This window comes from Nocardia sp. NPDC059229, from assembly GCF_042754165.1.
In the GTDB taxonomy this organism is placed as follows: Bacteria; Actinomycetota; Actinomycetes; order Mycobacteriales; family Mycobacteriaceae; genus Nocardia.
In genome coordinates this window covers 317,513-344,023 of record NZ_JBHZAK010000007.1, presented here as the reverse complement: position 1 = coordinate 344,023, position 26,511 = coordinate 317,513, and the positions used below count along the sequence as shown (strand labels likewise).

The following is a 26,511-nucleotide window of genomic DNA, read 5'->3' as shown; positions in this document are numbered from 1 at the left end:
TGAACGACCCTCAGAGCGTGCGGGTCAGGCGGTCGGCGAGGATGCGGGCGAAGTGCGCCGGATCCTTCAGCTCGCCGCCCTCGGCGAGAACCGCGGTGCCGTAGAGCAATTCGGCGGTCTCGGTGAGCTCCACCGGCTTCTCGTCCGCGCCCGACGCCGCCGCGTACGCCTCGCGCAGACCCGTGACCAGCGGATGCGCCGGATTCAGCTCGAGGATGCGCTTGCTGTGCGGCAGCTCCTGGCCCGAGGCGCGGTACATGCGCTCCAGCATCGGGGTGAAATCGAACACATCACCCACGATGCAGGCCGGGGAGGTGGTGAGCCGGTTGGTCAGGCGCACCTCCTTCACGTCGGCGTCCAGCGTCTGCTGCAGCCAGCCGAGAATGTCGGCGAAGTCCTTCTCCTGCTGCTCGCGCAGCTGCTCGGAGGCCTTCTTCTCGTCCTCGGTCTCCAGATCGACCTCGCCCTTGGCGATGGAGACGATGGGCTTGCCCTCGAACTCGGTGACCGAGCCGACCCACATCTCGTCGACCGGATCGGTCAGCACCAGCACCTCGAGGCCCTTGGCCTGGAAGGCCTCCATGTGCGGGGAGTTCTCGATCTGCTGGCGGGTCTCGCCGGTCATGTAGTAGATGGCCGACTGGGTCTCCGGCATGCGCTCGACGTACTGCGCCAGCGAGGTCAGCTCGCTGTCCGAATGCGTGGACGCGAAAGACGAGACGCCCAGGATGGTTTCGCGATTGTCGTGGTCGGAGAGCAGGCCCTCCTTGAGCACCCGGCCGAACTCGCGCCAGAACTCCTGGTACTTGGCCTGGTCCTCGGCGTTCTTCAGGTCCTTGACCGTGGACAGCACCTTCTTCACCAGGCGCTTGCGGATCATCTGGATCTGCCGGTCCTGCTGCAGGATCTCGCGGGACACATTGAGCGACAGGTCCTGCGCGTCCACCACGCCCTTGACGAAGCGCAGATACTCCGGCATCAGCTCTTCGCAGTTGTCCATGATGAACACCCGGCGCACATAGAGCTGCACGCCGCGCTTGTGCTCGCGGGTGAACAGATCGAACGGCGCGTGCGAGGGAATGAACAGCAGCGCCTGGTATTCGAAGGTGCCCTCGGCCCGCATCGGGATGATCTCCAGCGGATCGTCCCAGGCGTGCGCGACGTGCTTGTAGAACTCCGTGTACTCCTCGTCGGAGACCTCGCTGCGCGGGCGGGTCCACAGCGCCTTCTGGGAGTTCAGGGTCTGGGTCTCGACCAGGGTCTTCTCGGTCTTGTCCTCGCCCTCGCCGTCGAGGACGGTGCGCTCGACATCCATGCGGATGGGCCAGGCGATGAAATCCGAGTACTTCTTGACGATCTCGCGGAGCTTCCACTCCTGCGTGTAGTCGAAGAGGTGATCGTCCTCGTCGGCCGGCTTCAGGTGCAGCGACACCGTGGTGCCCTGCGGGGCGTCGTCCAGTTCCTCGATCGAGTAGGTGGAGCTGCCCGCTGCGGATTCCCAACGGGTGCCGGTGTTCTCGCCCGCCTTGCGGGTGGTCAGGGTGACCTTGTCGGCCACCATGAAGGTCGAGTAGAAGCCGATGCCGAACTGGCCGATCAGCTCCTCGGCCTGCTGGTCACCGGCCTTGGCCTCCAGCAGCTGCTTGCGCAGCTGCGCGGTGCCGGACTTGGCGAGGGTGCCGATCAGGTCCACGACCTCGGCGCGGGACATGCCGATGCCGTTGTCGCGGACGGTCAGCACGCGGTTGTCGCGATCGACTTCGAGCTCGATGTGCAGGTCGGAGGTGTCGGCGTGCAGGTCCTTGTCGCGGAAGGTCTCCAGGCGCAGCTTGTCCAGTGCGTCGGAGGCATTGGAGACCAGCTCCCGCAGAAAGGTGTCCTTGTTCGAATACACCGAGTGGATCATCAGCTCCAGCAGCTGATGGGTCTCGGCCTGAAACTCCAGGTGTTCGACGTGTTCGGTCACGACGCGATATTACGTCGGGCGAAGTCGGCGATGGACGGAACCTCGGCGTCGGCCCGGTCGGTCATCCAGTCCCGCAGCACCTTGGTGGCCTGCACGTCGTCCTCGTTGTATTCCAGGATGCGGGTGCGCTGGGACAGGTCCGGCTCGCCGCCCTCGTACGCGACGGCCAGGCGGTACCAGGCCATCGACGCCTCTCCCCCGGCCTCGGCATCGCGCCAGTGGAAGCCCGCGACCGGCGCGATCTTCTTGAGCCCCTTGCCGTTCGGGCAGATGAACTGCTCGGACACGGCCTGGAACATGTCCACCCACTGCGGGCCGTCCACGAACCGCTGCACCTCGCGCTCGGTGGGGATGCCCGGGCGGCCGGCGAAGCGGCGGGCCGACTCGTAGAGCCACTTGTCCTCGGCGGTGCGCGAATAGCAGTAGGCGGCAAAGGATTTGCCATCCGCGGCGGCCTGGGCGCGCACCTCCATGAGCCAGGTCCAGAACTCGGCGAAGGAGCGGCCCTCGTCCTCGGTGGGCAGCGGGTCCCAGGTGACGAACGGGCGGTACACGCCGTCCAGCAGGGTGCCCCACAGGTAGGCGCCGTGCTCCTGGAAGCTCTCCAGGTCCACATCCACCTCGACGTCGGCGCGGGTGACCCGCACCCGGTCGACCCGGCGGACCAGGGGCGCGCCGGTGGCCCAGGCGCGGGCGGTGACCACGGCCTCGGTGAACGGCTCGTACTGCCAGTCGTCGGGATCGTCGCCGCTCCAGGACGCCAGATCGTCGATGGTCTCGACGCCGTGGCGGCGCAGCACCTCCGCGCGCGAGCCCGGCGCCACCAGGCTCACATCGCGGTGCTCGGACAGCCACTGCTCACAGCTGCGCCCGCCCTCCTCGGGCGAGCGGCTCCACCAGGGGCACTGGCGGCACTCGGGGACTTTCGAAGGGACGGTGGGGAGTTCGCCGCGCACCACCGCGATGCGTTCGGCGTAGCGGATGTCGTAATCGGCGAGGACGGGGCCCAGGTCGTGGACCAGGACCCGGTCGAAGTGATAGCCGATGGCGCCGCCGACCAGGGCGGGGCTGGCCAGCCCGTGCCGCTGCAGCATGCGGTAGAGGTGCGCGAGGCGCTGCAGGTCCCGCGGTTGCGGCCGGGTGCGGACGTGCCGGTCCGGCTGCGGATTCCACTGGTACAGATCGCTGGTCGTCGGGTGGTGGTCGGCCGGGTCCGGCTGCCGCGGATCGGTCACCTTGTGGTTCACCACGATGACCGGGATGTATCCGCCGCGATCGCTGTCGCGCCACAGGATTTCGCAGCCGCCGCGGCGGCCGGTGTCGGGCTCCTGCGGCAGCAGCCCGCCCCAGATCCGGTCCGCCCCCGCCGTCATGGCGGCCATGGTGGCCGCGGCCCGCTGCGGCGCGGGCTGCTTCGGATCGATGACCGTCCAGCTGCCGGGCGCCGCGGCGACCAGCGTGTCCCGCACGTGAGATCGGTGCGCCGAAGCGGCTTCTCGTCGCTGCTGCACGCCCGCGTCCTCGGCGACCCCGGTCAACATGCCCGGATAACTCGCATCCAGATGCAGCCGGTGCCGACAGCCGATCAGCGCACGCGCATCCAGGAATGCCGCACGCTCACCATGGTCACCGATGCCCGAATACACGCCAGTCAGTATGGCCTCAACCCCCGACATCCCTACGAACTGGCACCGAAACCCCAAGGCGCTCGCTGCGCGGCGAACCCACCCGTTAGGGTGATTCGCAAACTGTGTTTCATGGGCGGACAGGCATTTCCCCCGGCCCTGTGCTGCCATGGCGAACCAGCATGACGGAGGCCATCAATGGGGTTGTTCGGCAAGCGCAAGAAGCGGGTCAGCCGTCGGGCCGAGGCGAAAGCCCTCAAACACAAGGCCGGCATGGAGGCCAAGCTCGGCGCGCGCAACGAGCGCAAGAAGAACCGGGCGGCAGCGCGCACGCAGAAGCAGGTCGCCAAGGCGGAGATCGCCAAGCTGCAGGCCGAGGAGAAGGCCGCGCAGAAGATCGCCGCCCGGGCCGAACGGGATCCGTTCAGCGCGGCCTCGATCCGGAAGTACCTGGGCGTGGCCCGGGTGCTGGTGCCGGTGCTGGCCCCGCTCGCCTACCGGGGCGCGACCTTCGTGCGCGGGCAGCTCGACACCCGCCGCGCCCAGCAGCTGGGCATCGGGCTCGATCAGCTGAGCGAGTTCTCCGGTCCGGGCGCGAAGCTGCAGGCGCGCATCGCGGGCGTGGAGTCCACGCTGTCGGAGATCGAGTCCAAGAACTCCGACACCGAGACCAAGAAGTTCGTGACCGCCAGCCGCGATCGGCTCGACAGCCTGACCGCGGCCGTCCGCACCGCCGCCCAGATGCCGGTGCCGCGCCGCCGCGCCGTGCACGCCTCCATCTCCAACGAGCTCTCCGGTATCGAGGCCGACGTGCTCGCCCGCCTCGGCGTGAGCTGAGACACCCATGAGCCCGATGCGCGGTGGACTGGCAGGCGTCGCCATGGCGGCCCTGGCGGTCGGCGCGCACGGGTTCGCGGGCGGCGGCTACCCCGGCTCCTCCGGGCTGATGCTGCTGATGCTGGCGGCGGCCGTCATCGGCGCGCTCGCCGCCGCGCTGCGGCCTCCCGCCGCGCTGCCGATCCTCATGGTGGCCGGCCAGCCCGTCTGCCACCTCGCCCTCAGCGGCCTCGTGCAGCACGGGCATGCCGCGGGCGCAATGGAATTCACCGCGCACGGGCCGATGCTGCTCGCACACGCGGTGGCGGCGGCCGGCTGCGCGATCCTGATCCTGGCCGCCGAGCGGCTCTACGGGCTGATCTCGAGCGCCGTCCGGGTGATCCTCACCCGGCCCGGCGGACGTCCGGCACGGGCCGCGCAGGCGCGCCGCCCGCGATCGGTCCCGACCCCGAAAACCCTTCTCGCCCTGGGCGCGAGCGGACCGCGCGCGCCACCGGTTACGGCGTAACCCCCGTTCCTATCTACCCGTAACCATTGTCAGAGAAGGCAATACAGTCATGCACACCTCCCTTTCGCGCACCCTCGTCACGTCGGTGGCCGCCGCCGGCCTGCTGCTGTCCGGCGCGGGCATCGCCGCCGCGCACGTGGTCGTGGACGCCCCCGGCGCCAGCCAGGGCGGCTACGCCGTCGCCACCTTCCGGGTGCCGACCGAGTCCGACACCGCCTCCACCACCAAACTCACTGTGACGCTGCCGAATCTGAAGAGCGCACGCACCGAGCCCATCGCGGGCTGGACCGCCAAGGTCGACAAGAACGCCCAGGGCGAGGCCGTGGCGGTCACCTGGACCGCCGATCCGGGCAACCCGGGCGTCGCCCCCGGCCAGTTCCAGCGTTTCGCGCTCTCCGTGGGCCCGCTGCCCAAGCAGGAGAAGGTCAGCTTCAACACGTCCCAGACCTACAGCGACGGCAAGGTCGTCGACTGGAACCAGCCCATGAACGCCGACGGCAGCGAGCCCGATCACCCGGCCCCCAGCCTCACCCTGGCCAAGAGCACCGGCGGCGATGACGACGCCCCGGCCGCCACGGATGCCGCCGCGAGCGACAAGAGCAGCAGCGACGACACCGCCCGCTGGCTCGGCGGCGTCGGCCTGGCGCTGGGCGCGCTGGGCGCGGCCCTCGGCCTCGGCAGCGTCATCCGGGGACGGCGGTCGTGAACCGCAAGCTGCTGGCCGGGCTGGTCACCGGCCTGCTGGTCACCGGATTCGCACTGCTAGGCGGCGGTGTCGCCGGCGCGCACTCCACCCCTGTTTCCTCCAGCCCGGACAACGGCGCGCAGATCGACACCTCACCGGCGTCGGTGAGCATCACCTTCAACGAGAACCTGCAGGCGGCCTACCCGTCCATGACGGTCACCGGGCCGGATCACAACCTGTGGTCGAAGGGGCAGCCGAAGGTGGAGGGACCGACCATCAGCATCGAGGTCGGTGAGCTGGGGCCGACCGGCGAATACACCATCGCGTACCGGGTCACCTCGGCGGACGGGCATCCGGTCAGCGGCAAGCGGACGTTCACACTGACCAAGCCCGGCAATGGAACTCCGGGCCCCAGGGCCGACAGTGCCGCCAAGTCCGGCGGCTCCGGGGGCGGCGGGGTGCCGCTGTGGATCTTCATCGTGGGCGCGGTGGTGCTGTTCGGCGGCGGCCTGGCCTTCGCCCTGTTCGGCGGACGGGGCAAGCAGCGCAGGTGAATCGGATCGACCGCACCGATCGTCGCCGGGAGCGCGGGACGACCGGCGGTGGCAGCTCACCGAGATGGCTGCTGACGCTGGTCATCCCGATCGCCCTGGCCGGTGCGGCCCTGGCCTGGGCGCTGGCCGCCGCCGAACCCGTGCAGGCCGAGGCCCCGGTCCGGGTCCTCGCCGACTGCGCGGGGGCGACGGTGCTGGGCCTGGCCGCGCTGCCGCGGCTCTCGGACCGGCTGACTCCACAGTGGCGGCCGCTCACCGTGCTCGCCGCGCTCTGGGCGGCAATGGAATTCGCCGTGCTCGCGCTGGAAGCCGCGGAGGTGCAGGGCATTACGGCGCGGCAGCTGAGCGCCGCGCAGTTCGGCGACTACCTCGCGCACGTGAGCGGCGGGCAGATCGGTATCGCGCTGCTGATCGGCAGCGGCACGGTGGCGATCTACAGCGCCTTCGGATTCCGGCGGCCCGACCGGGCCACCGGCGATCTGGTGCTGGTGTTCACCGCCGTCACGCTGGCATTGCGGCCGATCACCGGGCACATGTCGCAGCAGCCGCTCGGTTCGGTGCTGGCGGCGCTGCACGCGCTGGCGGCCGGTGCCTGGTTCGGCCTGCTGCTGGCGCTGGCGCTGACCGTGCGCACCCGGGGCGAGTGGGCGGTGCTGCTGCCGCGGTACTCGGCGTGGGCGATGCCGCTGGTGGTGACGGTGATGGTGACCGGGGTGATCAACGGGCTGGTGCGGATCGGCGGGGTGAGCCCGCTGTTCACCAGCGGGTACGGGCGGATCCTGCTGGCGAAGACGGTGCTGCTGGCGGTGCTGCTCGGGCTGGGCTGGTGGTGGCGGCGCAGCTGGGTGCCCAAGGTCGCCGATCACCGCATGACCGCGGACGACTCGCTGCGGCGCGCGATTGCCGAAGTGCTGGTGATGGCGCTAGTGTTCGGGCTGGCCGGTACGCTGGCCGTCACCGCGTGAGGTGGTCCGCGGTTCTCGAATTCGGGTGTGCCGGTTCATAGATGGCATGCATCACAAGACCTGCGGGGAAAACTAGAACACGTTACAGTTGCGCCCATGACCGAAGTCAAGATCGTCGCGGACTGCGCCGCCTCGGCCGAATCGGCCTTCGCCTACGTCAACGATTACCGGCACCTGCCGAAATTCATCAATGAGATCAGCGCCTTCACCCCGCTGACCGACCAGGTCGAAGGCGTGGACGCCACCTTCGACGGCACCATTCAGCTGGGCCCGATCACCCTGCACTCCACTATCAAGATCGTCCGGCACGAACCCGGCTCCGCCATCGCGGTGAAGTCCATCAAGGGCTTCGAGATCGAATCCACCTTCCTCTTCCACGACAAGGGCGAGGAATCCTGCACCATCGACGCCATCGTCGACTACCGGGTCCCCGGCGGCATCGCGGGCAAGATCCTCGGCAAGACCATCGAGCCGTTCGTGAAGCTCGCGGTGAAGGGCTCCACCCACAATCTGGTCACCCAGGTCGCCGCGTTCCACACCACCCGCACGTCCGCCTAGTCACCCGGGGTCGCCAGAGCCGCCGACCCCCGCGAAGGCCCGCAGATCGGCCTCGGTCCGGCGGAACAGCCAGTAGTCGCCGAGGAACCCGAGGACACCCACCGCGCACAGCGCGTAGATGGAGATCAGCTCCAGCGAAACCTCTTCGGCGGTCAGGAACGTCAGACTCGCGATCACTCCGATCAACGGAATCGCCACCGCCACCGCGAGATACCGGGTGCAGCGACGGCTCAGGGCGCGCAGGGCATCGTGATCCCGCGCCGTCTCACCGTGGGTGAGCAGCCGCGGATAGAAGCAGCGCACCACGAAGAACGTCACCACGAAGAACGGGTACGCGACCGCGATCGCACCCGAAACCAGCATCGTCGCAACCAGATTCACAATGCGCCCCGGCGGCAGGCCGGTATACACGACCAGCGCTATGGCGGTAATCGCGGCCGACACCACCCACCAGCCGAAGGCCAGCAGCGCCACCCGGTCGCCGTCGATCAGGGTGTCGCGCCGCGCCCGGGCCAGGGTCTCCGGGTCGTAGGTCCGGCCCCGCCGCAGTCCGCGCCACACGATGAACGCCCGGCGGCACATGTAATTGGTGAGCGCGATGGCGGCCGGCGTGGAGACCAGGAACATCAGATTGCCGACCAACCGCAGCCGCGCCTGCTCCCCCGGCGAGAACCAGAGCGCGAACAGCGGATGATTGTGCAGGTTGGCGTAGGCGATGCCGAGCCCGTCACCGAACATGCTCGCCGCCGTGATCAGCGCGAGCAGCGACCACGGGCCGACCCGGGACCGCCAGCTGCTCGCCGGCGGATCCACCAGATCCCGGGCCCGCTGATCCAGGCACAGGTCCAGCTGCTGGGCCAGCGCCGCACCCGTGGCCCAGCGGTCCTCGCGATCGGGGGCCAGGCATTTGAGCAGCACCCGCCGCAGCGTGGCCGGGCAGTCCGGCGGCAGGTCGTCGAGGCGGGCGGGCTCGATCTCGTGTCGGCGCAGCCGGAGCATGCGTTCGAGCGAGGATTCCGAATCGCCCGCGCGGGTTTCGTCGTCGAAGGGGCGGCGGCCGGTGAGCAGCTCCCACAGCACCACCCCCAGCGCGTAGATGTCGCTGCGGCCGTCCAGATCCACGGCGGTCTCGGGCAGCTGCGGGTGACAGGCCGCCAGCTGCTCGGGGGACATGTACGCCAGCGAGCCGCCGAAGTAGGCCAGCGGGCTGGTCCCCGCCACATGCGCGCTGAAACTGATATTGAAATCCGCCAGTTTCGGGCTGCCATCGGCGGTGAGCAGCACATTGGCGGGCTTGATATCGCGGTGCAGCACCCCGTTCCGGGCCGCGTGGTCGAGTGCGCGCGCCAACCGGCTGCCCAGCCAGGCAACGGTTTCCGGCCAGCTGCGCTCCGGCATCGCTGCGCGCGTGGGTGATTCGCCGGGCACCAGGCCGCCCCGGTCCCGCATGGCCGCGTCCACCGCCTCCAGCAGCAGCCCGCCGTCCCGATCGGCCGGCTCGCGAGAACGCACCAGTGCCAGCACCTTCGACAGCGTGCCGCCCGGAAGATACTGCATGTACAGCAGTTTCAGCTCGCGGTCGCCGAGCAGCCGCTGGTCGAAGACGCGCACGATGTGCTCGTGATCCAGCCGCGCCAGGGTCTCGGATTCGGTGCCGTGGTTCTGCGAGACCTTCACCGCCACCAGCCGCTGCATGGACCGCTGCCGGGCCAGGAAGACCCGGGCGAAGGCGCCGCTGCCCAGTTCCACCAGCAGATCGAAATCGTCCAGCCGATCGCCGACCTCGATGCCCTCCAGGGCGTGCTGGGCCTGCGGCCGGGCGATCAGGGTGCTGCGGTAGTCGTGCTCGGCCCATTCGGTAGCGGCGACCTCGGTCGGATGGCAGCCGCCATCCACCGCCGCACCGTGACCATTCCCGTGCAGCCCGGAACGCCGCAGCGCGTGGAACTCCTCGTAGGCCAGATCGGGCGGCAGTGGACCGGAACGCAATTCGTCGAACTCGGCCCGGTAGTCGGCCAGGCGCTTGGGGAAGTCGTAGCGGATCCAGCGGTATTCCAGGTCGACCTTGATCAGTTCGATGAGCACCAGGCGGCGCAGGTGCGGTGTGCGTGGCAGGAATTCGGCCAGGCGGGGCGGCGCCGCGGCAGCCTCCCAGGCGGCCTGGAATCCGGCGAGCACGGACGCCAGCAGGGAGCGGGTCTCGTCGACAGCACCCGAGTCGACCGCCTGTTCTACGTTCATGCCTCTCCCGACCTGGACTCATCGGGTGTCGCCAGTATGCGCCCGAGAATCCGACTGCACGGTTGATTAACTCTTGTAGATAGATCGTTCGGCAGCCGCAGAGCGCATCGCGACGGCACAACACCGCCGGTCACGGGCCACTAGAGTCGCGGTATGAGTGAGCAGTTTCCCGAGCGGATCTGGGGTTCCCGCACCAATCTGCTGTCCCGCCTGGCCAGTCCGTTCGCCGCCACCAAGGTCGGCTCGCTGGTCATCCGCAAACTGACGCCGCTGGATCGCAAGGTGCTCGAACGCACCGGCGGCAAGTACACCGTGCTCGGCCCGATCGGCGCGCCCGTCATCCTGCTCACCACCGTCGGCCGCAAATCCGGGCAGCCGCGCACCACTCCCCTGCTCTACGTGCACGAGGGCGACACGCTCTACGTGATCGGATCCAACTTCGGTCAGTCCCACCACCCGGCGTGGACCGCCAACCTGCTCGCCAGTCCGGCCGCCGAGGTCGCCATCGCCGGGCAGCACATTCCGGTCACCGCCGCCCTGGTCACCGACGAGGACCGCCAGCAGACGATCTTCGAACGCTTCGAGGAGACCACGCAGGCGTACACCGCCTACCGCAATCGCACCGCTCGTGACTTGCGCATATTCGCCCTGACAAGATAGTTCCCGTGACCGAATCAGCGAACGCCATTGCCACCGCCGACCTCGCCGACGAGATCGGCCCCGAGATCCGCAGCTGCGACACCCAGTTCATCCAGTTCGGCGGCCACGAGGCCTTCGCCGGCCGCATCGTGACCATCCGGACCTTCCAGGACAACCTGCTCGTCAAGCAGACCCTCGGCGAACCCGGCGCGGGCCGCGTGCTCGTCGTGGACGGCGGCGCGAGCGTGCACACCGCGCTGGTCGGCGACATCATCGCGGGCCGCGGCGTCGACAACGGCTGGGCCGGCGTCGTCGTCAACGGCGCGGTCCGGGACTCGGCCATCCTGCGCACCCTGCCCATCGGCATCAAGGCGCTGGGCACCAACCCGCGCAAGAGCACCCAGACCGGCGCGAATGCCGAGAAGGATGTCACCGTCGAATTCGGCGGCGTCACCTTCGTTCCCGGCGACATGCTCTACAGCGACCATGACGGCGTTGTCGTTCGCAGCGAGGATTGACCCAACTCTCGGGAAGCTCTCAGGGGTAACGGCCTCCGTACCCCCGAGAATGGGGAGCCGGGGCCCAGCCCCCGAGCCCCCGCGGGAGTCACGCCGCCGGCAACCCGCAGGGAACGCGGTGAGCCGCGCGGGGCGCAGACCGAACCCCTACGGATCCGGGAGTACCTTGCCCGCGAAGCGCGCTCAGCCGTTGGTGACCCGGGCCTTGTGCCCGGCCAGTGCGACCACATCGCCCGCATGTAGCTGGCGACCCCGTCGCAGCTCCACCTCGTCGTTGACACGAACCAGGCCCTGGGCGATAACCGTCTTGGCTTCCGAACCGGAATCGATGAGGTTCGCCAGCTTCAGGAACTGGCCGAGTCGAATGACATCGTCCTCGATCGGGACATCGACTGGATCCGACATGGGGTACATCCTCACCCGCGGCCGTCTCCACACCAAACGCCGCCCCCACCACCAGCCGCCACGCGGCGGCCACGAGACACGAACCGGGTTCTGAGTGCATATGGGCAACGGCAACATTCACACTGGTGCAGTGACTTCGATGCAGGACCGGCCGCCGCACGACTCCGACCAGAGACCGGAGCCGCGATCGCCCGAGGTGCCACACCGCGGGCACGGCCGGCTGCGCGAGGTGCCGCATATCGCAGGCACCACGCTCGGCGCCTTCTCGGTCCTCTGCTTCGCCTGGAGCATCTCGCCCGGGCTGCGGTTCCTGACCTCGCACCTACGCCACTTCGTCGACACCTACTACTTCGACGCCCCCGACACCTCACTGGTGTGGGCGCTGGTGGTGGGCCTGCTCGCGGGCGCGACCGCCAGCCGCAAGCGGATCGCCTGGTGGCTGCTGGTCGGGTACATGGCGGCCTTCGCGCTCGCCAACGCCCTCGACTTCGCCGCCGAGGGCGACATCAATGCCCTGGTGGCGTTGATCATTCACGTCGTGGTCATCGGCGTGCTCATCGCCGCGTGGTCCGAGTTCTACACGCACGTGCAGCGCGGCGCGGTCTGGCGCGCGCTCGGCGTGCTGGCCGGCGGGCTCGCGCTGGGCTGCCTGGTCGGCTGGGGACTGGTCGAACTGTTCCCCGGCAGCCTGCCCGACCACACCGAACGCGCCCTGTGGGCGGTGTCCCGGGTCACCGGCGCGATCCTGGTCTCCAACGAGGACTTCGACGGGCACCCGCCGCACCTGGTCAACCTGCTGCTCGGCCTGTTCGGCGCGATCGCGCTGCTGGCCGCCGTCATCACCCTGTTCCGGTCGCAGCGCTCCTCCAACGCACTGACCGGGCTGGACGAATCCGCGATTCGCGGGCTCATCGAACGCTCCGATGTCGAGGACTCGCTCGGCTACTTCGCCACCCGCCGCGACAAGGCGGTCGTCTTCGCGCCCAGCGGCAAGGCCGCCGTCACCTACCGCGTCGAACTCGGCGTGTGCCTGGCCTCGGGCGACCCCATCGGGCAGAAGGAGTCCTGGGGCCACGCCATCGACGCCTGGCTGCGACTGGCCGACCAGTACGGATGGGCCCCGGCGGTGATGGGCGCCAGCGAGATCGGCGCGACCGCCTACCGGCGGGCCGGACTGTCCGCGCTGCGGCTGGGCGACGAGGCCATCCTCGAGACCCGCAGCTTCTCCCTCGCCGGACCCGATATGAAGCCCGTCCGCCAGGCCGCCAATCGTCTTGCCAAACAGGGCATCACGGTGCGGGTGCGGCGGCACCGGGAGGTCCCGCCCGAGGAGATGGTCGACGTCATGCGCCGCGCCGACGCCTGGCGCGACACCGAGACCGAACGCGGCTTCTCCATGGCCCTCGACCGGCTCGGGGATCCGCTGGACGGCGACTGCCTGCTGGTCGAGTCCGTCGCCCCCAACGGCCAGGTGCTCGGCATGCTGTCGTTCGTGCCGTGGGGCCGCACCGGCGTCTCCCTCGACCTCATGCGCCGCGACCGCACCGGGCCCAACGGGCTGGTGGAACTCATGATCTCGCGGCTCGCCCTCACCTCCGAGCAGTACGGCATCACCCGAATCTCGTTGAACTTCGCGGTCTTCCGCGCGGTCTTCGAGGAGGGCGGCCGCATCGGCGCCGGCCCGGTGCTGCGCCTGTGGCGCGGCGTGCTCATGTTCTTCTCCCGCTGGTACCAGCTGGAGGCGCTCTACCGCTCCAATGTGAAGTACCAGCCGGAATGGGTGCCGCGGTTCTCGCTGTTCGAGGAACGCCGGCACCTGGTGCGCGTCGCCACGGCCAGCGCGCTCGCCGAAGGCTTCCTGCCCCGCATCGGCCGCGAACACGACGCCTCCGCGCACACCGGTCTGCGGCCCTCGGTGCCGCCCACCATGACCGGGCTGCACGCCGACGGCAGCCCGCCCGACCTGCCGCCGGAGGAGCTCGAGGAGCAGGGCCCGCGCCGCCCCGAACAGGTACGGGTGCGCATGGACAAGCTGGAGAAGCTCCAGGAATCCGGCGTCGAGGCCTACCCGGTCGCCTACCCGCCCACCCACACCGTGTCCGCCGCCCGCGGCTGCCCGCAGGGCACCACGGTGCGAGTCTGCGGGCGGCTGTTGCGGATTCGCGACTACGGCGGCGTCATCTTCGCCGTGCTGCGCGACTGGTCCGGCGACATCCAGCTGCTCATCGACCGCGGCCGGGTGGGCGCCGACCGCAGCGAGTCGTTCACCGAATTCTTCGACTTGGGCGACCTGGTCGAGGTGAGCGGGCAGATCGGCCGCAGCCGCCGCGGCGAACTCTCGCTGCTCGCCCAGGACTGGCGGATGATCGGCAAATGCCTGCACCCGCTGCCGGACAAGTGGAAGGGCCTGTCCGACCCGGAAGCCCGAGTGCGGCAACGCTATGTCGACATGGCCATCAACACCGATATCCGCGAGGTGATGGCCAAGCGCAGCGCGGTGGTGCGGTCGCTGCGGGACACCCTGCACGGCTGGGGATTCCTCGAAGTCGAGACCCCCGTCCTGCAGCAGGTGCACGGCGGTGCCAACGCCACCCCGTTCACCACCCACATCAACGCCTACGACCTCGGCCTGTACCTGCGCATCGCCCCCGAGCTCTACCTCAAGCGACTGTGCGTGGGCGGCATGGAGAAGGTGTTCGAACTCGGCCGCGTCTTCCGCAACGAGGGCGTGGACTACAGCCACAACCCCGAGTTCACCATCCTGGAAGCCTATGAGGCGCACAGCGATTACGAACGCATGATGCACGCCTGCCGCCAGCTCATCCAGGAGGCCGCGGTGGCCGCCAACGGCAAGATGGTGGCGCTGCGCCCCGGACCCGACGGCGCCGTCACCGAGGTGGACATCTCCGGCGACTGGCCGGTCAAGACCGTGCACGGGGCCGTCTCCGAGGCGATCGGCGAGACCATCAGCCCCGACACCGACGAGGAGCGGCTGCGGCTGCTCTGCGAGAAGGCGGGCGTGCCCTTCCAATTGGGCTGGGACGCGGGGCAACTCGTGCTCGAGATGTACGAGCACCTGGTGGAATCGGCCACCGAGGAACCCACCTTCTACATCGACTTCCCGACCTCCGTCTCCCCGCTCACCCGCGCGCACCGGCACATTCCGGGCGTCACCGAGCGCTGGGACCTGGTCGCCTGGGGCGTCGAATTGGGCACCGCCTACAGCGAATTGACCGATCCGGTGGAACAGCGCCGCCGCCTCACCGAACAGTCCATGCTTGCCGCCGGCGGCGACCCGGAGGCCATGGAACTCGACGAGGACTTCCTGCAGGCCCTCGAACACGCCATGCCGCCCACCGGCGGTCTCGGCGTCGGCGTGGACCGGGTGGTCATGCTGCTGATCGGCCGTAGCATCCGCGAAACGCTGCCGTTCCCGCTCGTGAAACCCCGCACCGCACAGAGCGAATCCCGATAGGCGTACCTCCGCATTCGCTCCGGCCATGCGCGGGGCTGAGGACGGCTAGGCCGACAGCGCCCATTGGGACCAGGGAAAACCCTGATTCCCCGAGCCGGATCCCCGGTTAATCTGGGATTCGGCCCGGGGCGGGCCCACCGGCCACACGGATTGGGGTACCCATGCACTACCTAGATCTCATGACCCAGGCGACCCTGCTGGACCACCACGTGTGGACCCACCCGGACACCTGGAACGCCGCCCTCGAGAACACCGCCGCCCGCCGCACCAGCAGCCGGCGCGGCACCAGCTTCTGGGGCTTCCTCGCGGTCTGCTGCATCGGCATCGTGGTGCTGGTGCTCGGCATCGTCTACCTGATGAGCCGCCGCAAGAACCGCTAGCCCCCGCGGCGCACCGCGGGCGGGGTGCGGCAGAGTGGTGGGCGTGCAGTTGATCCTCGTCCGCCACGCCCAGCCGCAACGAGTCCTGGCCGAATCCGGCCATGCCGACCCGGATCTCACCGCGATCGGCCTCGAACAGGCGGGCCGGGTCCCGGCCGCACTCGCCCACCACCGCATCGCCCGCGTGGTCAGCAGCCCGCAACTACGGGCCCGCGAAACCGCCCGGCCCACCGCGGAGAAGCTCGGACTCGACATCGACGTACTCGACGGGCTCGCCGAGTACGACCGCGACCTGCCGATATACGTCCCGATCGAGGACGCTCAGCAGGAATTCCGGGAAACCTACGCGCGCATCAAGGCCGGGCACCTGCCCGAGCAGATCGACGGCGACGCCTTCATCGGCCGCGTGCGCGACAGCGTCGCGAGCATCGTGGCGGCCGCCGAGCACACCGACACCGTGGTCGTCTTCGCGCACGGCGGCGTGATCAACGTGCTGCTGCAGGAGGTGCTGGGCCTGGCCCGCCCGCTCACCTTCCCCATCGACTACTGCTCGATCACCCGGATCCTGTACTCGCGCAGCGGCGGCCGCACCGCGGCCACCGTCAACGAGAACGGCCACGTCTGGGATCTGTTGCCGCGCATGCAGCGTCCGCGCGCCTAGACGCTCAGCGGACTCCCAGCCCGATCCCACACCCTTCCAAGGGCCGACGCCTTCGATGGGAACTCGAGAGCCGCTCCCCTCGCGGCCCACGATCCCGACAGAAAGGCACCACGATGTCCACCATCAAGCCCCGCCGCCGTCTCGCCCTGCGCCTCGCCGCGGCCGGTGCCCTGGCCGCCATCCCGCTCGCCGTCGTCGCCCTCCCCGCGAATGCCGCGACCCCCGACGACGCCGCCACCCCGGTCGTCGCCCAGCAGATCGACGACCACGGCCCCTGGGATCACGACCGTGACCACCACCACGACCACGACAACGACGGCGGCTGGAACAACGGCGACAACGGCTGGAACAACGGCGGCTGGAACAACAACGGCGACAACGGCTGGAACAACAACCAGGCTCCGGCCCCCGCCTGGCTGCCGCCCACCGGCTCCTTCGGCATGTAACCCGGCCGGCGACGACCTCATCGGCTCGGACACCGAAAAGGCCGCTCCCAGTGTGGGAGCGGCCTTTTCAGGTTTCGCGGGCCCGGCTCACCGCCGGGCCGTCCGCTACGCGTTGGTCGCGATCCAGTTGTGCATCCAGGTCAGTGCGGTCTGGCCGCCGCCGACGCCGTAGCTGCCGTAGCTGGTGTGCTTGCCGCTGCGGTAGAACTGCTCGAGCTGGTGGGCGTACTCGCTGTCCGGGCCGTCGGCCAGCTGGGCCTGCAGCGTCGGCAAACCGCCCTGCGCCATCAGGTCGTTGAGGATGGACCCGAGTTCGAGCTGGGTCTGCCACAGGTTGAAGTTGTTCGGGTTGGACGACTGCGCCAGGAAACCCGCGAAGCGGGTGAGGAAGTCGGTCTCCTCGGTGGAGCAGTACAGGTCGCCGATGGCGCACACGGTGCGCACCTTGTCGCTGATCCAGCCGAAGCCGCCGACCCGTGGCCCGCCGGCACCCGCACCGGGGGCGAGCGGGCCGATCTGGGCGTCGGTGGGCGAGCGGCGGGGATCGGAGATCAGCGCGACCGCCGCGATGCGATCCGGCGGCACCACGCCGTGGCCGCTGCCGATCTCGGCGGCGACATCGCCGGCCGCGTCGGCGCCCTGGCTGTAGCCGGTGATGGCGATCCTGGTGCCCGGGCAGCGCGCGCCCATGTCCTGCACCAGACCGCGGGCATTGTCGACGGCTTCCTTCTTGGAGGCGGCGTAGACGTCGCCCTCCCAGGGGAAGGCGGTGGCCGCGTAGGTCACATAGTCGACCTCACCGGGCAGTCCGTCGGTCACCCCGGCCAGCATGCCGGGCTTGGGGTCCTTGTCGTGGCCGGTCTCCCAGGTGCCGGGCACGGCGACCGTGTAGAGACTCGGGCAGCCCGCGCCGGGGGCGGCCGTAGCGGGACCGCTGCCCAGGACGATTCCCGACATGAGCACGCTCGCCGCTGCCCCCGCAGCCGCGACAACATTCTTCAACCGCATACTGCTCCAGTTCCCGCTTGTGCCGGGACAGGTTGCGTGTCCCGATTCCGGATCATGGTGCGGTCGCCGGATGACAGTCCGGTGCACTGAGGGTTAACCCAAGTAACCGCCCCGCATGAGCTGTGACTGGAACAGACCGAATGACGAGATCGGCGACACACCGCCGACAAGCATAAAGGGGCCTAATCGACCATGCCAGGCGAGAAGGCGAAGACGTCCGATTTCCGGCCGAAAGTTGTGCCGGAAGCCACATTTCGGACCTCAGCCCTGCAATGCCGCCTCGAGCATCGGCCACGACCGATGCAGCGCGTCCTGCCAGTACCGCCAGGAATGCGTTCCGGCAGGGCTGAATTCGACCTCTGCGGGGATCCCCAACTGGCCGAGGCGATCTGCGAGCTGGTGCGTGCACGCATTGGTCGCGGCCTCGATCACGCCACCCAGGATGATCTGGTTGGCCAGCGTCGCCGGACGCCCGCCGATCGAGGGTGAATCGAGGGTGTCCATGGGCCCGGGCAGACCGGTCGAACTCGAGATGAACAGCGCCTTCCCGCGCAGGGCGGCGGCATTGAGCACGGCGTCGTGCTGCTGCCAGTCCGGGTCGCCGGGCTCGCCCCACATATTGCGGGAATCCGCGTCACCGCGGTCGAGGACGAGCTGGATGTACCGGCGGCTGTTCTCGTCGGCGGTGGAGGCGCAGCCACTGTAGGAGGCGACCGCCCGGTACCGATCGGGGGCCGCAATGGCCAGATTCAACGCGGAGGTCGCCGACATCGACACACCCGCTACCGCATTCGCGCCGGAGGCGTGCAGTACCGAATCCAGGATCGGCGGCAGTTCCGCGGTCAGAAAGGTCTCCCATTTCTGGCGGCCCAGACTCGGGTCGTCTTTCTGCCAGTCGGTGTAATAGGAGAATTTGCCACCGATCGGGGAAACAACATTCACGTTCTTATCCGCGAAGAATTGCACGATATCGGTTTGGCGATACCAGGTCGCGGCATCCTCACCACCGCCCGCGCCATTCAGCAGATACAGCGTGGGCCGCGGCACACTGTTGTCGAACGGGGTAATCACCTGAAGCGTGATCACCCGGTCCATCGCGGCCGAATAGACCGAGATCTCCTCTTGCCGCTGGCCGGGCCGATCGATCGAAACCAGATGGGATCCGGTGGAATCATCCGCCGTGGCCGTACCGATGGTCCCGGGTGCGGACGACAATGCCAGGGAGAGTGCAATTGCCGAGATCGCGGCGAGCGCCGAGAGCTTACCGGTGAGCATCGGTACGGTTTTCCTATCGATCGAATCGGCCCGGAACGGGAATCAGCTGCCGATGTACTTGCGGATCGCGTCCGACAGGATGGTGCTGAGCGAACCGGTCGAGCTGAGCTGGCCGTCGGCCGAGCCGAGGCCGTTGTTGTTGAGGCTGCCCAGCGCGTCCTCGCCGACGGTGTTGGCGCGGGCGGTGAAGCACGCGGTCAGGTTGGGGAGCTCGTTGCTCACACCGACGGTGCCGGCGACGCCGATGCCACCGCTGGTGACCTGCTGACCGGCCGAGAGGTTGGTCGGAACCGGGTAGGTGATGTTGAGGGTCACCGGGTTACCGGAGTTCACGAACCAGCCCGTGCTGGTCACCTTCCAGCCGCCGGCGTTCGGCTCCGGGGTGACGTCTTCGGTGCGCTGACCGCCCGCCAGGTGGTAGGCGGTGATGCTGGCCTTGACCGGCGCGCCGAAGCCCGACGGCGGGAAGTCGGTGATGGTGTTGACGTACGGGTTACCGATACCCGTGGTGCCGACGACGACCTTGTAGGTCACCGTGGTGCCGACGCCGATCGAGTCGAGGTTGGCGCTCTTGTCGTAGGTCATGGTGATACCCACGGTGCTGATGTCATTCTTGGTGGCATGCGAGCTCAGGGCACAGGTCGTATCCGCTGACGCGGCGCCCGTCTCCAGCGTGGTCATGCTCAGGCCCGCGAAAACCATTGCGGCAGAGGTCGCGATCGCGGCCGCACGGCGATTACGGAACATATTTTCCTCCAAGTGTCCCGAGATCCTCCGGGACCGATCCATACTTACCGAGCGCTGCGGACGACTCGGAGGGTGGACTCCACACGGGGAGTAAGTAAACAGGTGTAACTGGTCCCCTGTCCAGGGTTTGACAAAACTGCTCCCAGTTACTGACTAGTACACATTTCAGATCGTTTCCCTGCATAACAAAAAGCGCTCCCGGACCGAAGTCCGGGAGCGCTCTTCAGGGTTTCAGCTCAGCGCTGGATCACCGCTGGGCGACCATGGTCGGGGTGATCGGGGACGGCAGCGCCGTCTCACCCTCCAGGTACTTGTCCACCGCGGACGCGCACGCGCGGCCCTCGGCGATGGCCCACACGATCAGCGACTGACCGCGGCCCATGTCACCGGCGACGAAGACGCCGGGCACGGTGGTGGCCCACTCCTTGTCGCGCATGACATTTCCGCGCTGGTCGTAGCCCACGCCCAGGCCCTCGAGCAGACCGTTCTTCTGCGGTCCGACGAAGCCCATGGCCAGCAGCACCAGGTCGGCCTCGAGGGTGAAGTCGGTGCCCTCGACCTTCTCGAAGCGGCCGTTGACCATCGACACCTCGTGCGCCTGCAGCCCGGTCACCTTGCCGTCGGCGCCGATGAAACGCTCGGTGTTGACGGAGAACACGCGCTCGCCGCCCTCCTCGTGCGCCGAGGAGACGCGGTACATCAGCGGGTAGGTCGGCCACGGGGTCGAGTCGGCCCGCTGCTCCGGCGGACGCGGCATGATCTCGAACTGGTGGATCGTCTCCGCACCCTGCCGGTGCGAGGTGCCCAGGCAGTCCGCGCCGGTGTCACCGCCACCGATGATGACGACCTTCTTGCCGCGCGCGTTGATGCGCGGCAGGCCGTCCTCGTCGGCGATCGGGTCGCCCAGCTGCACCCGGTTGGCCAGCGGCAGGAACTCCATGGCCTGGTGGATGCCGTCCAGGTCGCGGCCCGGGATCGGCAGGTCACGCGCGATGGTGGCGCCACCGGCGAGCACGACCGCGTCGTACTGCTCACGCAGCTGCTGGGCCGTGATGTCCACGCCCACGTTCACGCCGGTCTTGAAGATGGTGCCCTCGGCCTCCATCTGCGCGATGCGGCGGTCGATGAAGCGCTTCTCCATCTTGAATTCCGGGATGCCGTAGCGCAGCAGGCCGCCGATGCGGTCGTCGCGCTCGAACACGGTCACGGTGTGGCCGGCCCGGGTCAGCTGCTGGGCGGCGGCCAGGCCCGCGGGGCCGGAACCGACGACCGCGATGCGCTTGCCGGTCAGGCGGGTCGGGTAGACCGGGGTCACCCAGCCCTCGTCGAAACCGTTCTCGATGATCTCGACCTCGACCTGCTTGATGGTCACCGGATCCTGGTTGATGCCCAGGACGCAGGACGCCTCGCACGGAGCCGGGCACAGGCGGCCGGTGAACTCCGGGAAGTTGTTGGTCGCGTGCAGCCGATCGAACGACTCCTTCCACGCGCCCTTGTACACCAGGTCGTTCCACTCGGGAATCAGGTTCCCGAGCGGACAGCCGTTGTGGCAGAACGGGATACCGCAGTCCATGCAGCGGCTGGCCTGCTTCTGCAGGGTCTCGTGGGAGAACTTCTCCTCGTAAACCTCTTTCCAGTCCAGCAGTCGCAGCGGAACCGGACGGCGCTTGGGCAGTTCCCGGGAAGTGTGCTTCAGGAAGCCTTGTGCGTCACCCATTTACGAACTCCTGACTAATGCGCAGCGCGCACGGAACAACAACAGTGGTGCTGCGTTGCACCGCCAAGGTGAGGTCAGCCACGAGCTGCCTTGAATGGTTACAGCGCCTCGTCGACATGAGTGCGTAGTTACCCACGCGCCGCCTCCATGATCGCCTCGTCGACATTCCGGCCGGCCTTCTCGGCCTCGGAGATGGCGAGCAGGACCTTCTTGTAGTCGCGCGGCATGACCTTCGCGAACTTCGTCACCTGCTGCGACCAGTCGCCCAGGATCTTGTCGGCGACAGCGGATCCGGTCTCGTCGCGATGCTGGGCCACGATGTCGTGCAGGGTCTGCGCGTCCTCGGCCGACAGCTGCTCGAGGTCGACCAGCTCGGTGTTGAGGTTGGCCTCGAAGGTGCCGTTCGGGTTGTAGACGTAGGCGATACCGCCCGACATGCCGGCGCCGAAGTTGCGGCCGGTCTCGCCGAGGATGACCACGCGGCCACCGGTCATGTACTCGCAGGCGTGGTCGCCCACACCCTCGACGACCGCGGTGGCGCCCGAGTTGCGGACGGCGAAGCGCTCGCCGGCCACACCGCGCAGGAACGCCTGACCGCTGGTGGCGCCGAACAGGATCACGTTGCCCGCGATGATGTTCTGCTCCGCGACGAACGCCTCCGGCGCGTCATCGGACGGGCGCACCGTGATGCGACCACCCGAAAGACCCTTGCCGACATAGTCGTTGGCGTCGCCGACCACCCGCAGGGTGATACCGGCCGGGACGAACGCACCGAACGAGTTACCGGCGGAACCGGTGAACGTGATGTCGATGGTGTTGTCCGGCAGGCCGACTCCGCCGTAGAGCTTGGTGACCTCGTGGCCGAGCATGGTGCCGACGGTCCGGTTCACGTTCGTGATCTTGGATTCGAACTTGACCGGCTTGCCGCGCTCCAGCGCGTCCGCGGACTGCGCGATGAGCTCGTTGTCCAGCGCCTTGTCCAGACCGTGGTCCTGGTCCTTGGTGCGGCGGCGGTCCTGGAACATGAACGCCGTCTCGACGTCGTCCAGGATCGGCGACAGGTCCAGCTTGGCGGCCTTCCAGTGCGCCTTGGCGGCGGTGGTGTCGAGCAGGTCGACCCGGCCGATGGCCTCGTCCAGGGTCCGCAGACCCAGCGACGCCAGCAGCTCCCGCACCTCTTCGGCGATGTAGAGCATGAAGTTCTCGACGAACTCCGGCTTGCCGGTGAAACGCTCACGGAGAACCGGGTTCTGGGTGGCGACGCCGACCGGGCAGGTGTCGAGGTGGCAGACGCGCATCATGATGCAGCCCGAGACCACCAGCGGAGCGGTCGCGAAACCGAACTCCTCGGCGCCCAGCAGAGCGGCGATCATGACGTCGCGACCGGTCTTCATCTGACCGTCCACCTGCACCACGATGCGGTCGCGCAGACCGTTGAGCAGCAGGGTCTGCTGGGTCTCGGCCAGGCCGAGCTCCCAGGGGCCACCCGCGTGCTTCAGCGAGGTCAGCGGCGACGCACCGGTACCACCGTCGTGGCCGGAGATGAGCACCACGTCGGCGTGCGCCTTGGAGACACCCGCGGCGACGGTGCCGACGCCCGGCTCCGCGACCAGCTTCACGTGAATCCGCGCCTGCGGGTTCGCGTTCTTCAGGTCGTGGATCAGCTGCGCCAGATCCTCGATCGAGTAGATGTCGTGGTGCGGCGGCGGCGAGATCAGGCCGACGCCCGGCGTCGAGTGCCGGACCTCGGCGACCCACGGGTACACCTTGTGGGCCGGCAGCTGGCCGCCCTCACCGGGCTTCGCGCCCTGCGCCATCTTGATCTGGATGTCGGTGCAGTTGGTCAGGTAGTGCGCGGTCACACCGAAGCGACCCGAGGCCACCTGCTTGATCGCGGACCGGCGCCAGTCGCCGCCGTCCTCCGGCTCGAAGCGCGCCGGGTGCTCGCCGCCCTCACCGGAGTTGGAGCGGCCGCCGAGGCGGTTCATGGCGATGGCCAGGGTCTCGTGGGCCTCGGCCGAGATGGAGCCGTAGCTCATCGCACCGGTCGAGAAGCGCTTCACGATCTCCGACGCCGGCTCGACCTCGTCGATCGAGATCGGGTGCCGGTGCTCGGACTTGAACTTGAACAGACCACGCAGCGAGGCGAGACGCTCCGACTGGTCGTCGACCAGCTTCGTGTACTCCTTGAAGACCTTGTACTGGCCCGAGCGGGTGGCGTGCTGCAGCTTGAACACCGTGTCCGGGTTGAACAGGTGGTACTCGCCCTCACGACGCCACTGGTACTCGCCGCCGATCTCGAGCTCGCGGTGCGCGCGCTCGTTGCGGTTCTCCAGGAACGCGACCCGGTGCCGCTGCGCGACCTCGTCCGCGATGTCGTCCAGGCCGATGCCGTCCAGCGGCGACTTCAGACCGGTGAAGTACTCGTTCACCAGCTCCTGCGCCAGGCCGACGACCTGGAACAGCTGCGCGCCACGGTAGGAGGCGATGGTGGAGATGCCCATCTTGGACATCACCTTCAGCACACCCTTGCCGGCGGCCTTGTTGTAGTTGTAGACGGCCTTCTTGAAGTCGGCCGCGTGATCGCCGGTGCTGCCCGGCATCTGCAGCGCGCCGCGCTCCAGCATGTCCTCGATGGACTCGAAGGCCATGTACGGGTTGATGGCCGCAGCGCCGAAGCCGACCAGCATGGCCATGTGGTGCACCTCGCGAGCATCACCGGCCTCGATGACCAGGCCGACCTTGGTGCGGGTGCGTTCCCGGACCAGGTGGTGGTGCACCGCGGCGGTCAGCAGCAGCGACGGGATCGGGGCCAGCTTCTCGTTGGACTCGCGGTCGGACAGCACGATGATGCGCGCGCCGCCGTCGATGGCCGCCGAGACCTGACGCTGCACGGCCTCGAGGGCCTTGCGAAGTCCCTTGCCGCCCTTCTTGACCGGGTACAGGCCGTGGACCACGACCGAACGCAGTTCGGGGCGCGAGCCGTCGTCATTGATGTGGACGAGCTTGGACAGCTCGTCATTGTCCAGAATCGGCTGGGTCAGCGTGATCTGACGACAGGACTCCAGGCCCGGATTCAGCAGGTCGGCCTCCGGGCCGATCATGCTGCGCAGCGACGTGACGACCTCTTCGCGGATGGCGTCCAGCGGCGGGTTGGTGACCTGCGCGAACAGCTGCGAGAAGTAGTCGAACAGCAGGCGCGGCCGAGCCGACAGCACCGCGATCGGGGTGTCGGTGCCCATCGAGCCGAGCGCCTCGCCACCGGTCTGCGCCATCGGCGAGACCAGCAGGTTCAGTTCCTCGGTGGTGTAGCCGAAGATCTGCTGACGGATCAGCACGCGGTCGTGCGACATGTGCACGTGCGGGCGGTCGGGCAGGTCGCTCAACTTGGTCGGGCCCTCGTCCAGCCACTGCTGGTACGGGAACTCGGCGGCCAGCGAGGACTTGACCTCGTCGTCGCTGATGATGCGGCCCTGCGAGGTGTCGACCAGGAACATGTGGCCGGGCTGCAGGCGCTTCTTGTAGACGACCTTGGCCGGGTCGATGTCGAGCACGCCGACCTCGGAGGCCAGCACGACCAGGCCGTCCTCGGTGACCCAGATGCGGCCGGGGCGCAGACCGTTGCGGTCCAGCACCGCGCCGACGACCGTGCCGTCGGTGAAGCACACCGAGGCCGGGCCGTCCCAGGGCTCCATGAGGAAGGAGTGGTAGCGGTAGAAGGCGCGCTGCTCCGGGGTCATGGACTCGTGGCGCTCCCACGCCTCCGGAATCATCATGAGCACGGCGTGCGGCAGGCTGCGGCCGCCCAGGTGCAGCAGTTCGAGCACCTCGTCGAAGCGCGCGGTGTCCGAGGCGCCGGGGGTGCAGACCGGGAAGATCTTCTCCAGGCGGTTGTTGCCCGCGTGGTCGGTGCCGAACACGTTGGAGTTCAGCAGCGCCTCACGCGCCCGCATCCAGTTCTCGTTGCCGGACACGGTATTGATCTCACCGTTGTGGGCGACGCGCCGGAACGGGTGCGCCAGCGGCCACGACGGGAAGGTGTTGGTGGAGAAGCGCGAGTGCACGATGCCCAGCGCCGACTCGACCCGGTCGTCCTGCAGGTCCAGGTAGAACGCCCGCAGCTGCGGGGTGGTGAACATGCCCTTGTAGACGAAGGTCTCGCCGGACAGGCTCGGGAAGTAGACCGACTCCTTGCCGGTCGCGCCCTCGCCGGCACCCGACTTGCCGAGCTCGTGCTCGATGCGCTTGCGGATGACATAGGCGCGACGCTCCAGGTCCATGCCGGACAGCTGCTCGGCGCCACCCTTGGGCGAGGCGATGAAGATCTGCCGGAAGGTCGGCATGGCGTCACGCGACAGCGCGCCCAGCGACGACCCGTCGATCGGGACCTCGCGCCAGCCGAGGACCTCGAGGCCCTCCTCGCGCACGATCTTCTCGACGCCGTACCCGGCGCGGGCGGCCTCGCGGCGGGCCTGCGGCAGGAAAGCGATACCGGTGGCGTACGAACCTTCGGCGGGGAGCTCGAAGTCGACGACAGCACGGAAGAACTTGTCCGGGAGCTGGATCAGGATGCCCGCGCCGTCACCCGAGTTGGGTTCGGCACCGGCGGCACCACGGTGCTCCAGGTTCAGCAATGCCGTAATAGCCTTGTCGACGATGTCGCGGCTGCGGCGGCCGTGCATGTCGACGACGAATGCGACACCACAGGCGTCGTGTTCATTCGCCGGGTCATAGAGCCCGATGGGTCCAGGGGACCTGTGGCCAGGAAGTTGCGTCATGCCTCTGCCTTCACAAAAAACAGGCCTTCGAAGAATGCGGCCTTCGTCGAACGCCTCCGGTCTGGACTGCGTCCGGACGTTCGGAGACCAGCGGCGCTGATGGTCATTCCGTGCAGTCAACTTTGCAGTTGTCCACCCGCTTCGATTACCTAGTCGGGTGCTCGGTGGTAACGGAACCCTTACGTCTTCGCTACACACCGCGCAGGTCTCGCCCGCTAGGCTGAGCACCGATCGGGCCTCTGACCGTATGGGGAGATATGCCGAATTGTGTAGTTCGGCGTAAGAGCAAACGATAAGTCAGGACTTGAGCCCAACCAACTTAGGTTGTACTAATTCCAGGTTCTAGCTGGGCTTCTTCATCGGTCCTCCAACACACGCGCGTTCTCCAGTGTAAGGCAGGGGTGCACGTGCGTTTCAGTTGAGTTCACCACTGCATCGCACGCACGCGAGGACTCCGGCCGGGCGGTCCAGCGCAGCTCCAGACTGCCTCTCACCTGCAATGAATCAGATTTCCCCACAATGG

The 26,511-nt window shown here is 68.3% G+C and carries 21 protein-coding genes; 12 read left to right on the top strand and 9 right to left on the bottom strand.

What is annotated here, in order from left to right; translation table 11 throughout:
- Positions 1–10: 10 nt before the first annotated feature.
- Positions 11–1,966, bottom strand: a complete 1,956-nt coding sequence (gene htpG, locus ACFXHE_RS19065) for a molecular chaperone HtpG (protein WP_379384665.1) — start codon at positions 1,964–1,966, stop codon at positions 11–13.
- Positions 1,963–3,612, bottom strand: a complete 1,650-nt coding sequence (locus ACFXHE_RS19060) for a TM0106 family RecB-like putative nuclease (protein WP_379384663.1) — start codon at positions 3,610–3,612, stop codon at positions 1,963–1,965. The genes htpG and ACFXHE_RS19060 overlap by 4 nt, the downstream gene beginning before the upstream one ends.
- Before the next feature lie 177 nt (positions 3,613–3,789).
- On the opposite strand from ACFXHE_RS19060, the gene ACFXHE_RS19055 reads away from it, so the two are divergent.
- The 6 genes from ACFXHE_RS19055 to ACFXHE_RS19030 all read left to right on the top strand — a co-directional run bounded on the left by ACFXHE_RS19055 (position 3,790) and on the right by ACFXHE_RS19030 (position 7,698).
- Entirely contained in the window at positions 3,790–4,428 is a 639-nt protein-coding gene (locus ACFXHE_RS19055) for a DUF6474 family protein (RefSeq protein WP_379384661.1), read from the top strand.
- 7 nt (positions 4,429–4,435) lie between these two features.
- Positions 4,436–4,936 carry a hypothetical protein gene (locus ACFXHE_RS19050; RefSeq protein WP_379384659.1) on the top strand — a complete coding sequence of 167 codons (501 nt, stop codon included), beginning with the start codon at positions 4,436–4,438 and terminating at the stop codon, positions 4,934–4,936.
- Between the two features lie 49 nt (positions 4,937–4,985).
- On the top strand, positions 4,986–5,642 hold the full coding sequence (locus ACFXHE_RS19045) for a YcnI family protein (protein WP_379384657.1): 657 nt from the start codon (positions 4,986–4,988) through the stop codon (positions 5,640–5,642).
- Positions 5,639–6,175 carry a copper resistance protein CopC gene (locus tag ACFXHE_RS19040; RefSeq protein ID WP_379384655.1) on the top strand — a complete coding sequence of 179 codons (537 nt, stop codon included), beginning with the start codon at positions 5,639–5,641 and terminating at the stop codon, positions 6,173–6,175. The genes ACFXHE_RS19045 and ACFXHE_RS19040 overlap by 4 nt, the downstream gene beginning before the upstream one ends.
- Positions 6,172–7,140, top strand: a complete 969-nt coding sequence (locus ACFXHE_RS19035) for a copper resistance D family protein (RefSeq protein ID WP_379384654.1) — start codon at positions 6,172–6,174, stop codon at positions 7,138–7,140. The genes ACFXHE_RS19040 and ACFXHE_RS19035 overlap by 4 nt, the downstream gene beginning before the upstream one ends.
- 96 nt (positions 7,141–7,236) lie before the next feature.
- Complete coding sequence (locus ACFXHE_RS19030) at positions 7,237–7,698, top strand: SRPBCC family protein (RefSeq protein WP_354847486.1); 462 nt, start codon at positions 7,237–7,239, stop codon at positions 7,696–7,698.
- Here ACFXHE_RS19030 and ACFXHE_RS19025 read toward each other — a convergent pair whose 3' ends face one another.
- Complete coding sequence (locus tag ACFXHE_RS19025; protein ID WP_379384652.1) at positions 7,699–9,939, bottom strand: serine/threonine-protein kinase; 2,241 nt, start codon at positions 9,937–9,939, stop codon at positions 7,699–7,701.
- 153 nt (positions 9,940–10,092) lie between these two features.
- Here ACFXHE_RS19025 and ACFXHE_RS19020 point away from each other — a divergent pair, with 153 nt between their 5' ends.
- Positions 10,093–10,599 carry a nitroreductase/quinone reductase family protein gene (locus tag ACFXHE_RS19020; RefSeq protein WP_379384650.1) on the top strand — a complete coding sequence of 169 codons (507 nt, stop codon included), beginning with the start codon at positions 10,093–10,095 and terminating at the stop codon, positions 10,597–10,599.
- A 5-nt stretch (positions 10,600–10,604) separates the two neighbouring features.
- The gene (gene rraA / locus ACFXHE_RS19015) at positions 10,605–11,096 is read left to right on the top strand and encodes a ribonuclease E activity regulator RraA (protein WP_379384648.1); all 492 of its coding nucleotides are present in this window, start codon (positions 10,605–10,607) and stop codon (positions 11,094–11,096) included.
- A 183-nt stretch (positions 11,097–11,279) separates the two neighbouring features.
- On the opposite strand, the gene ACFXHE_RS19010 is transcribed toward rraA, so the two are convergent.
- A complete protein-coding gene (locus ACFXHE_RS19010; protein WP_379384646.1) occupies positions 11,280–11,501 on the bottom strand; it encodes an RNA-binding S4 domain-containing protein in 222 nt (73 codons plus the stop codon).
- Between the two features lie 139 nt (positions 11,502–11,640).
- On the opposite strand from ACFXHE_RS19010, the gene lysX reads away from it, so the two are divergent.
- The 4 genes from lysX (at position 11,641) to ACFXHE_RS18990 (ending at position 16,463) form a co-directional block, all read left to right on the top strand.
- On the top strand, positions 11,641–14,976 hold the full coding sequence (lysX, locus tag ACFXHE_RS19005; protein ID WP_379384772.1) for a bifunctional lysylphosphatidylglycerol synthetase/lysine--tRNA ligase LysX: 3,336 nt from the start codon (positions 11,641–11,643) through the stop codon (positions 14,974–14,976).
- Positions 14,977–15,155: 179 nt separating this feature from the next.
- Entirely contained in the window at positions 15,156–15,356 is a 201-nt protein-coding gene (locus ACFXHE_RS19000) for a hypothetical protein (protein WP_379384644.1), read from the top strand.
- Positions 15,357–15,399: 43 nt separating this feature from the next.
- Positions 15,400–16,017 (top strand): histidine phosphatase family protein, encoded by a 618-nt coding sequence (locus tag ACFXHE_RS18995; RefSeq protein WP_379384642.1) that lies wholly within the window; start codon positions 15,400–15,402, stop codon positions 16,015–16,017.
- Between the two features lie 113 nt (positions 16,018–16,130).
- Positions 16,131–16,463: a hypothetical protein gene (locus tag ACFXHE_RS18990; RefSeq protein WP_379384640.1), complete on the top strand. Its 333-nt coding sequence runs from the start codon at positions 16,131–16,133 to the stop codon at positions 16,461–16,463.
- 105 nt (positions 16,464–16,568) lie between these two features.
- Here the strand turns inward: ACFXHE_RS18990 and ACFXHE_RS18985 are convergent, their stop codons facing one another.
- The 5 genes from ACFXHE_RS18985 to gltB form a co-directional block, all read right to left on the bottom strand.
- Positions 16,569–17,471 (bottom strand): cutinase family protein, encoded by a 903-nt coding sequence (locus ACFXHE_RS18985; RefSeq protein ID WP_379384638.1) that lies wholly within the window; start codon positions 17,469–17,471, stop codon positions 16,569–16,571.
- 261 nt (positions 17,472–17,732) lie between these two features.
- A complete protein-coding gene (locus ACFXHE_RS18980) occupies positions 17,733–18,746 on the bottom strand; it encodes an alpha/beta hydrolase (RefSeq protein ID WP_379384637.1) in 1,014 nt (337 codons plus the stop codon).
- 42 nt (positions 18,747–18,788) lie between these two features.
- Positions 18,789–19,493, bottom strand: coding sequence for a hypothetical protein (locus tag ACFXHE_RS18975; RefSeq protein ID WP_379384636.1), 705 nt, complete (start codon positions 19,491–19,493; stop codon positions 18,789–18,791).
- 247 nt (positions 19,494–19,740) lie between these two features.
- Entirely contained in the window at positions 19,741–21,210 is a 1,470-nt protein-coding gene (locus ACFXHE_RS18970; RefSeq protein ID WP_379384634.1) for a glutamate synthase subunit beta, read from the bottom strand.
- A gap of 128 nt (positions 21,211–21,338) precedes the next feature.
- The gene (gltB, locus tag ACFXHE_RS18965) at positions 21,339–25,988 is read right to left on the bottom strand and encodes a glutamate synthase large subunit (protein WP_379384632.1); all 4,650 of its coding nucleotides are present in this window, start codon (positions 25,986–25,988) and stop codon (positions 21,339–21,341) included.
- Positions 25,989–26,511 lie beyond the last annotated feature (523 nt).

Bases quoted from the DNA above. Each gene is read 5' to 3' on its own strand.
- ACFXHE_RS19055 (WP_379384661.1), top strand. From the start codon at position 3,790: ATGGGGTTGTTCGGCAAGCGCAAGAAGCGGGTCAGCCGTCGGGCCGAG.
- ACFXHE_RS19050 (WP_379384659.1), top strand. From the start codon at position 4,436: ATGAGCCCGATGCGCGGTGGACTGGCAGGCGTCGCCATGGCGGCCCTG.
- ACFXHE_RS19045 (WP_379384657.1), top strand. From the start codon at position 4,986: ATGCACACCTCCCTTTCGCGCACCCTCGTCACGTCGGTGGCCGCCGCC.
- ACFXHE_RS19030 (WP_354847486.1), top strand. From the start codon at position 7,237: ATGACCGAAGTCAAGATCGTCGCGGACTGCGCCGCCTCGGCCGAATCG.
- ACFXHE_RS19025 (WP_379384652.1), bottom strand. From the start codon at position 9,939: ATGAACGTAGAACAGGCGGTCGACTCGGGTGCTGTCGACGAGACCCGC.
- ACFXHE_RS19020 (WP_379384650.1), top strand. From the start codon at position 10,093: ATGAGTGAGCAGTTTCCCGAGCGGATCTGGGGTTCCCGCACCAATCTG.
- ACFXHE_RS19010 (WP_379384646.1), bottom strand. From the start codon at position 11,501: ATGTCGGATCCAGTCGATGTCCCGATCGAGGACGATGTCATTCGACTC.
- lysX (WP_379384772.1), top strand. From the start codon at position 11,641: ATGCAGGACCGGCCGCCGCACGACTCCGACCAGAGACCGGAGCCGCGA.
- ACFXHE_RS19000 (WP_379384644.1), top strand. From the start codon at position 15,156: ATGACCCAGGCGACCCTGCTGGACCACCACGTGTGGACCCACCCGGAC.
- ACFXHE_RS18990 (WP_379384640.1), top strand. From the start codon at position 16,131: ATGTCCACCATCAAGCCCCGCCGCCGTCTCGCCCTGCGCCTCGCCGCG.
- ACFXHE_RS18985 (WP_379384638.1), bottom strand. From the start codon at position 17,471: ATGCGGTTGAAGAATGTTGTCGCGGCTGCGGGGGCAGCGGCGAGCGTG.
- ACFXHE_RS18980 (WP_379384637.1), bottom strand. From the start codon at position 18,746: ATGCTCACCGGTAAGCTCTCGGCGCTCGCCGCGATCTCGGCAATTGCA.
- ACFXHE_RS18975 (WP_379384636.1), bottom strand. From the start codon at position 19,493: ATGTTCCGTAATCGCCGTGCGGCCGCGATCGCGACCTCTGCCGCAATG.
- ACFXHE_RS18970 (WP_379384634.1), bottom strand. From the start codon at position 21,210: ATGGGTGACGCACAAGGCTTCCTGAAGCACACTTCCCGGGAACTGCCC.
- gltB (WP_379384632.1), bottom strand. From the start codon at position 25,988: ATGACGCAACTTCCTGGCCACAGGTCCCCTGGACCCATCGGGCTCTAT.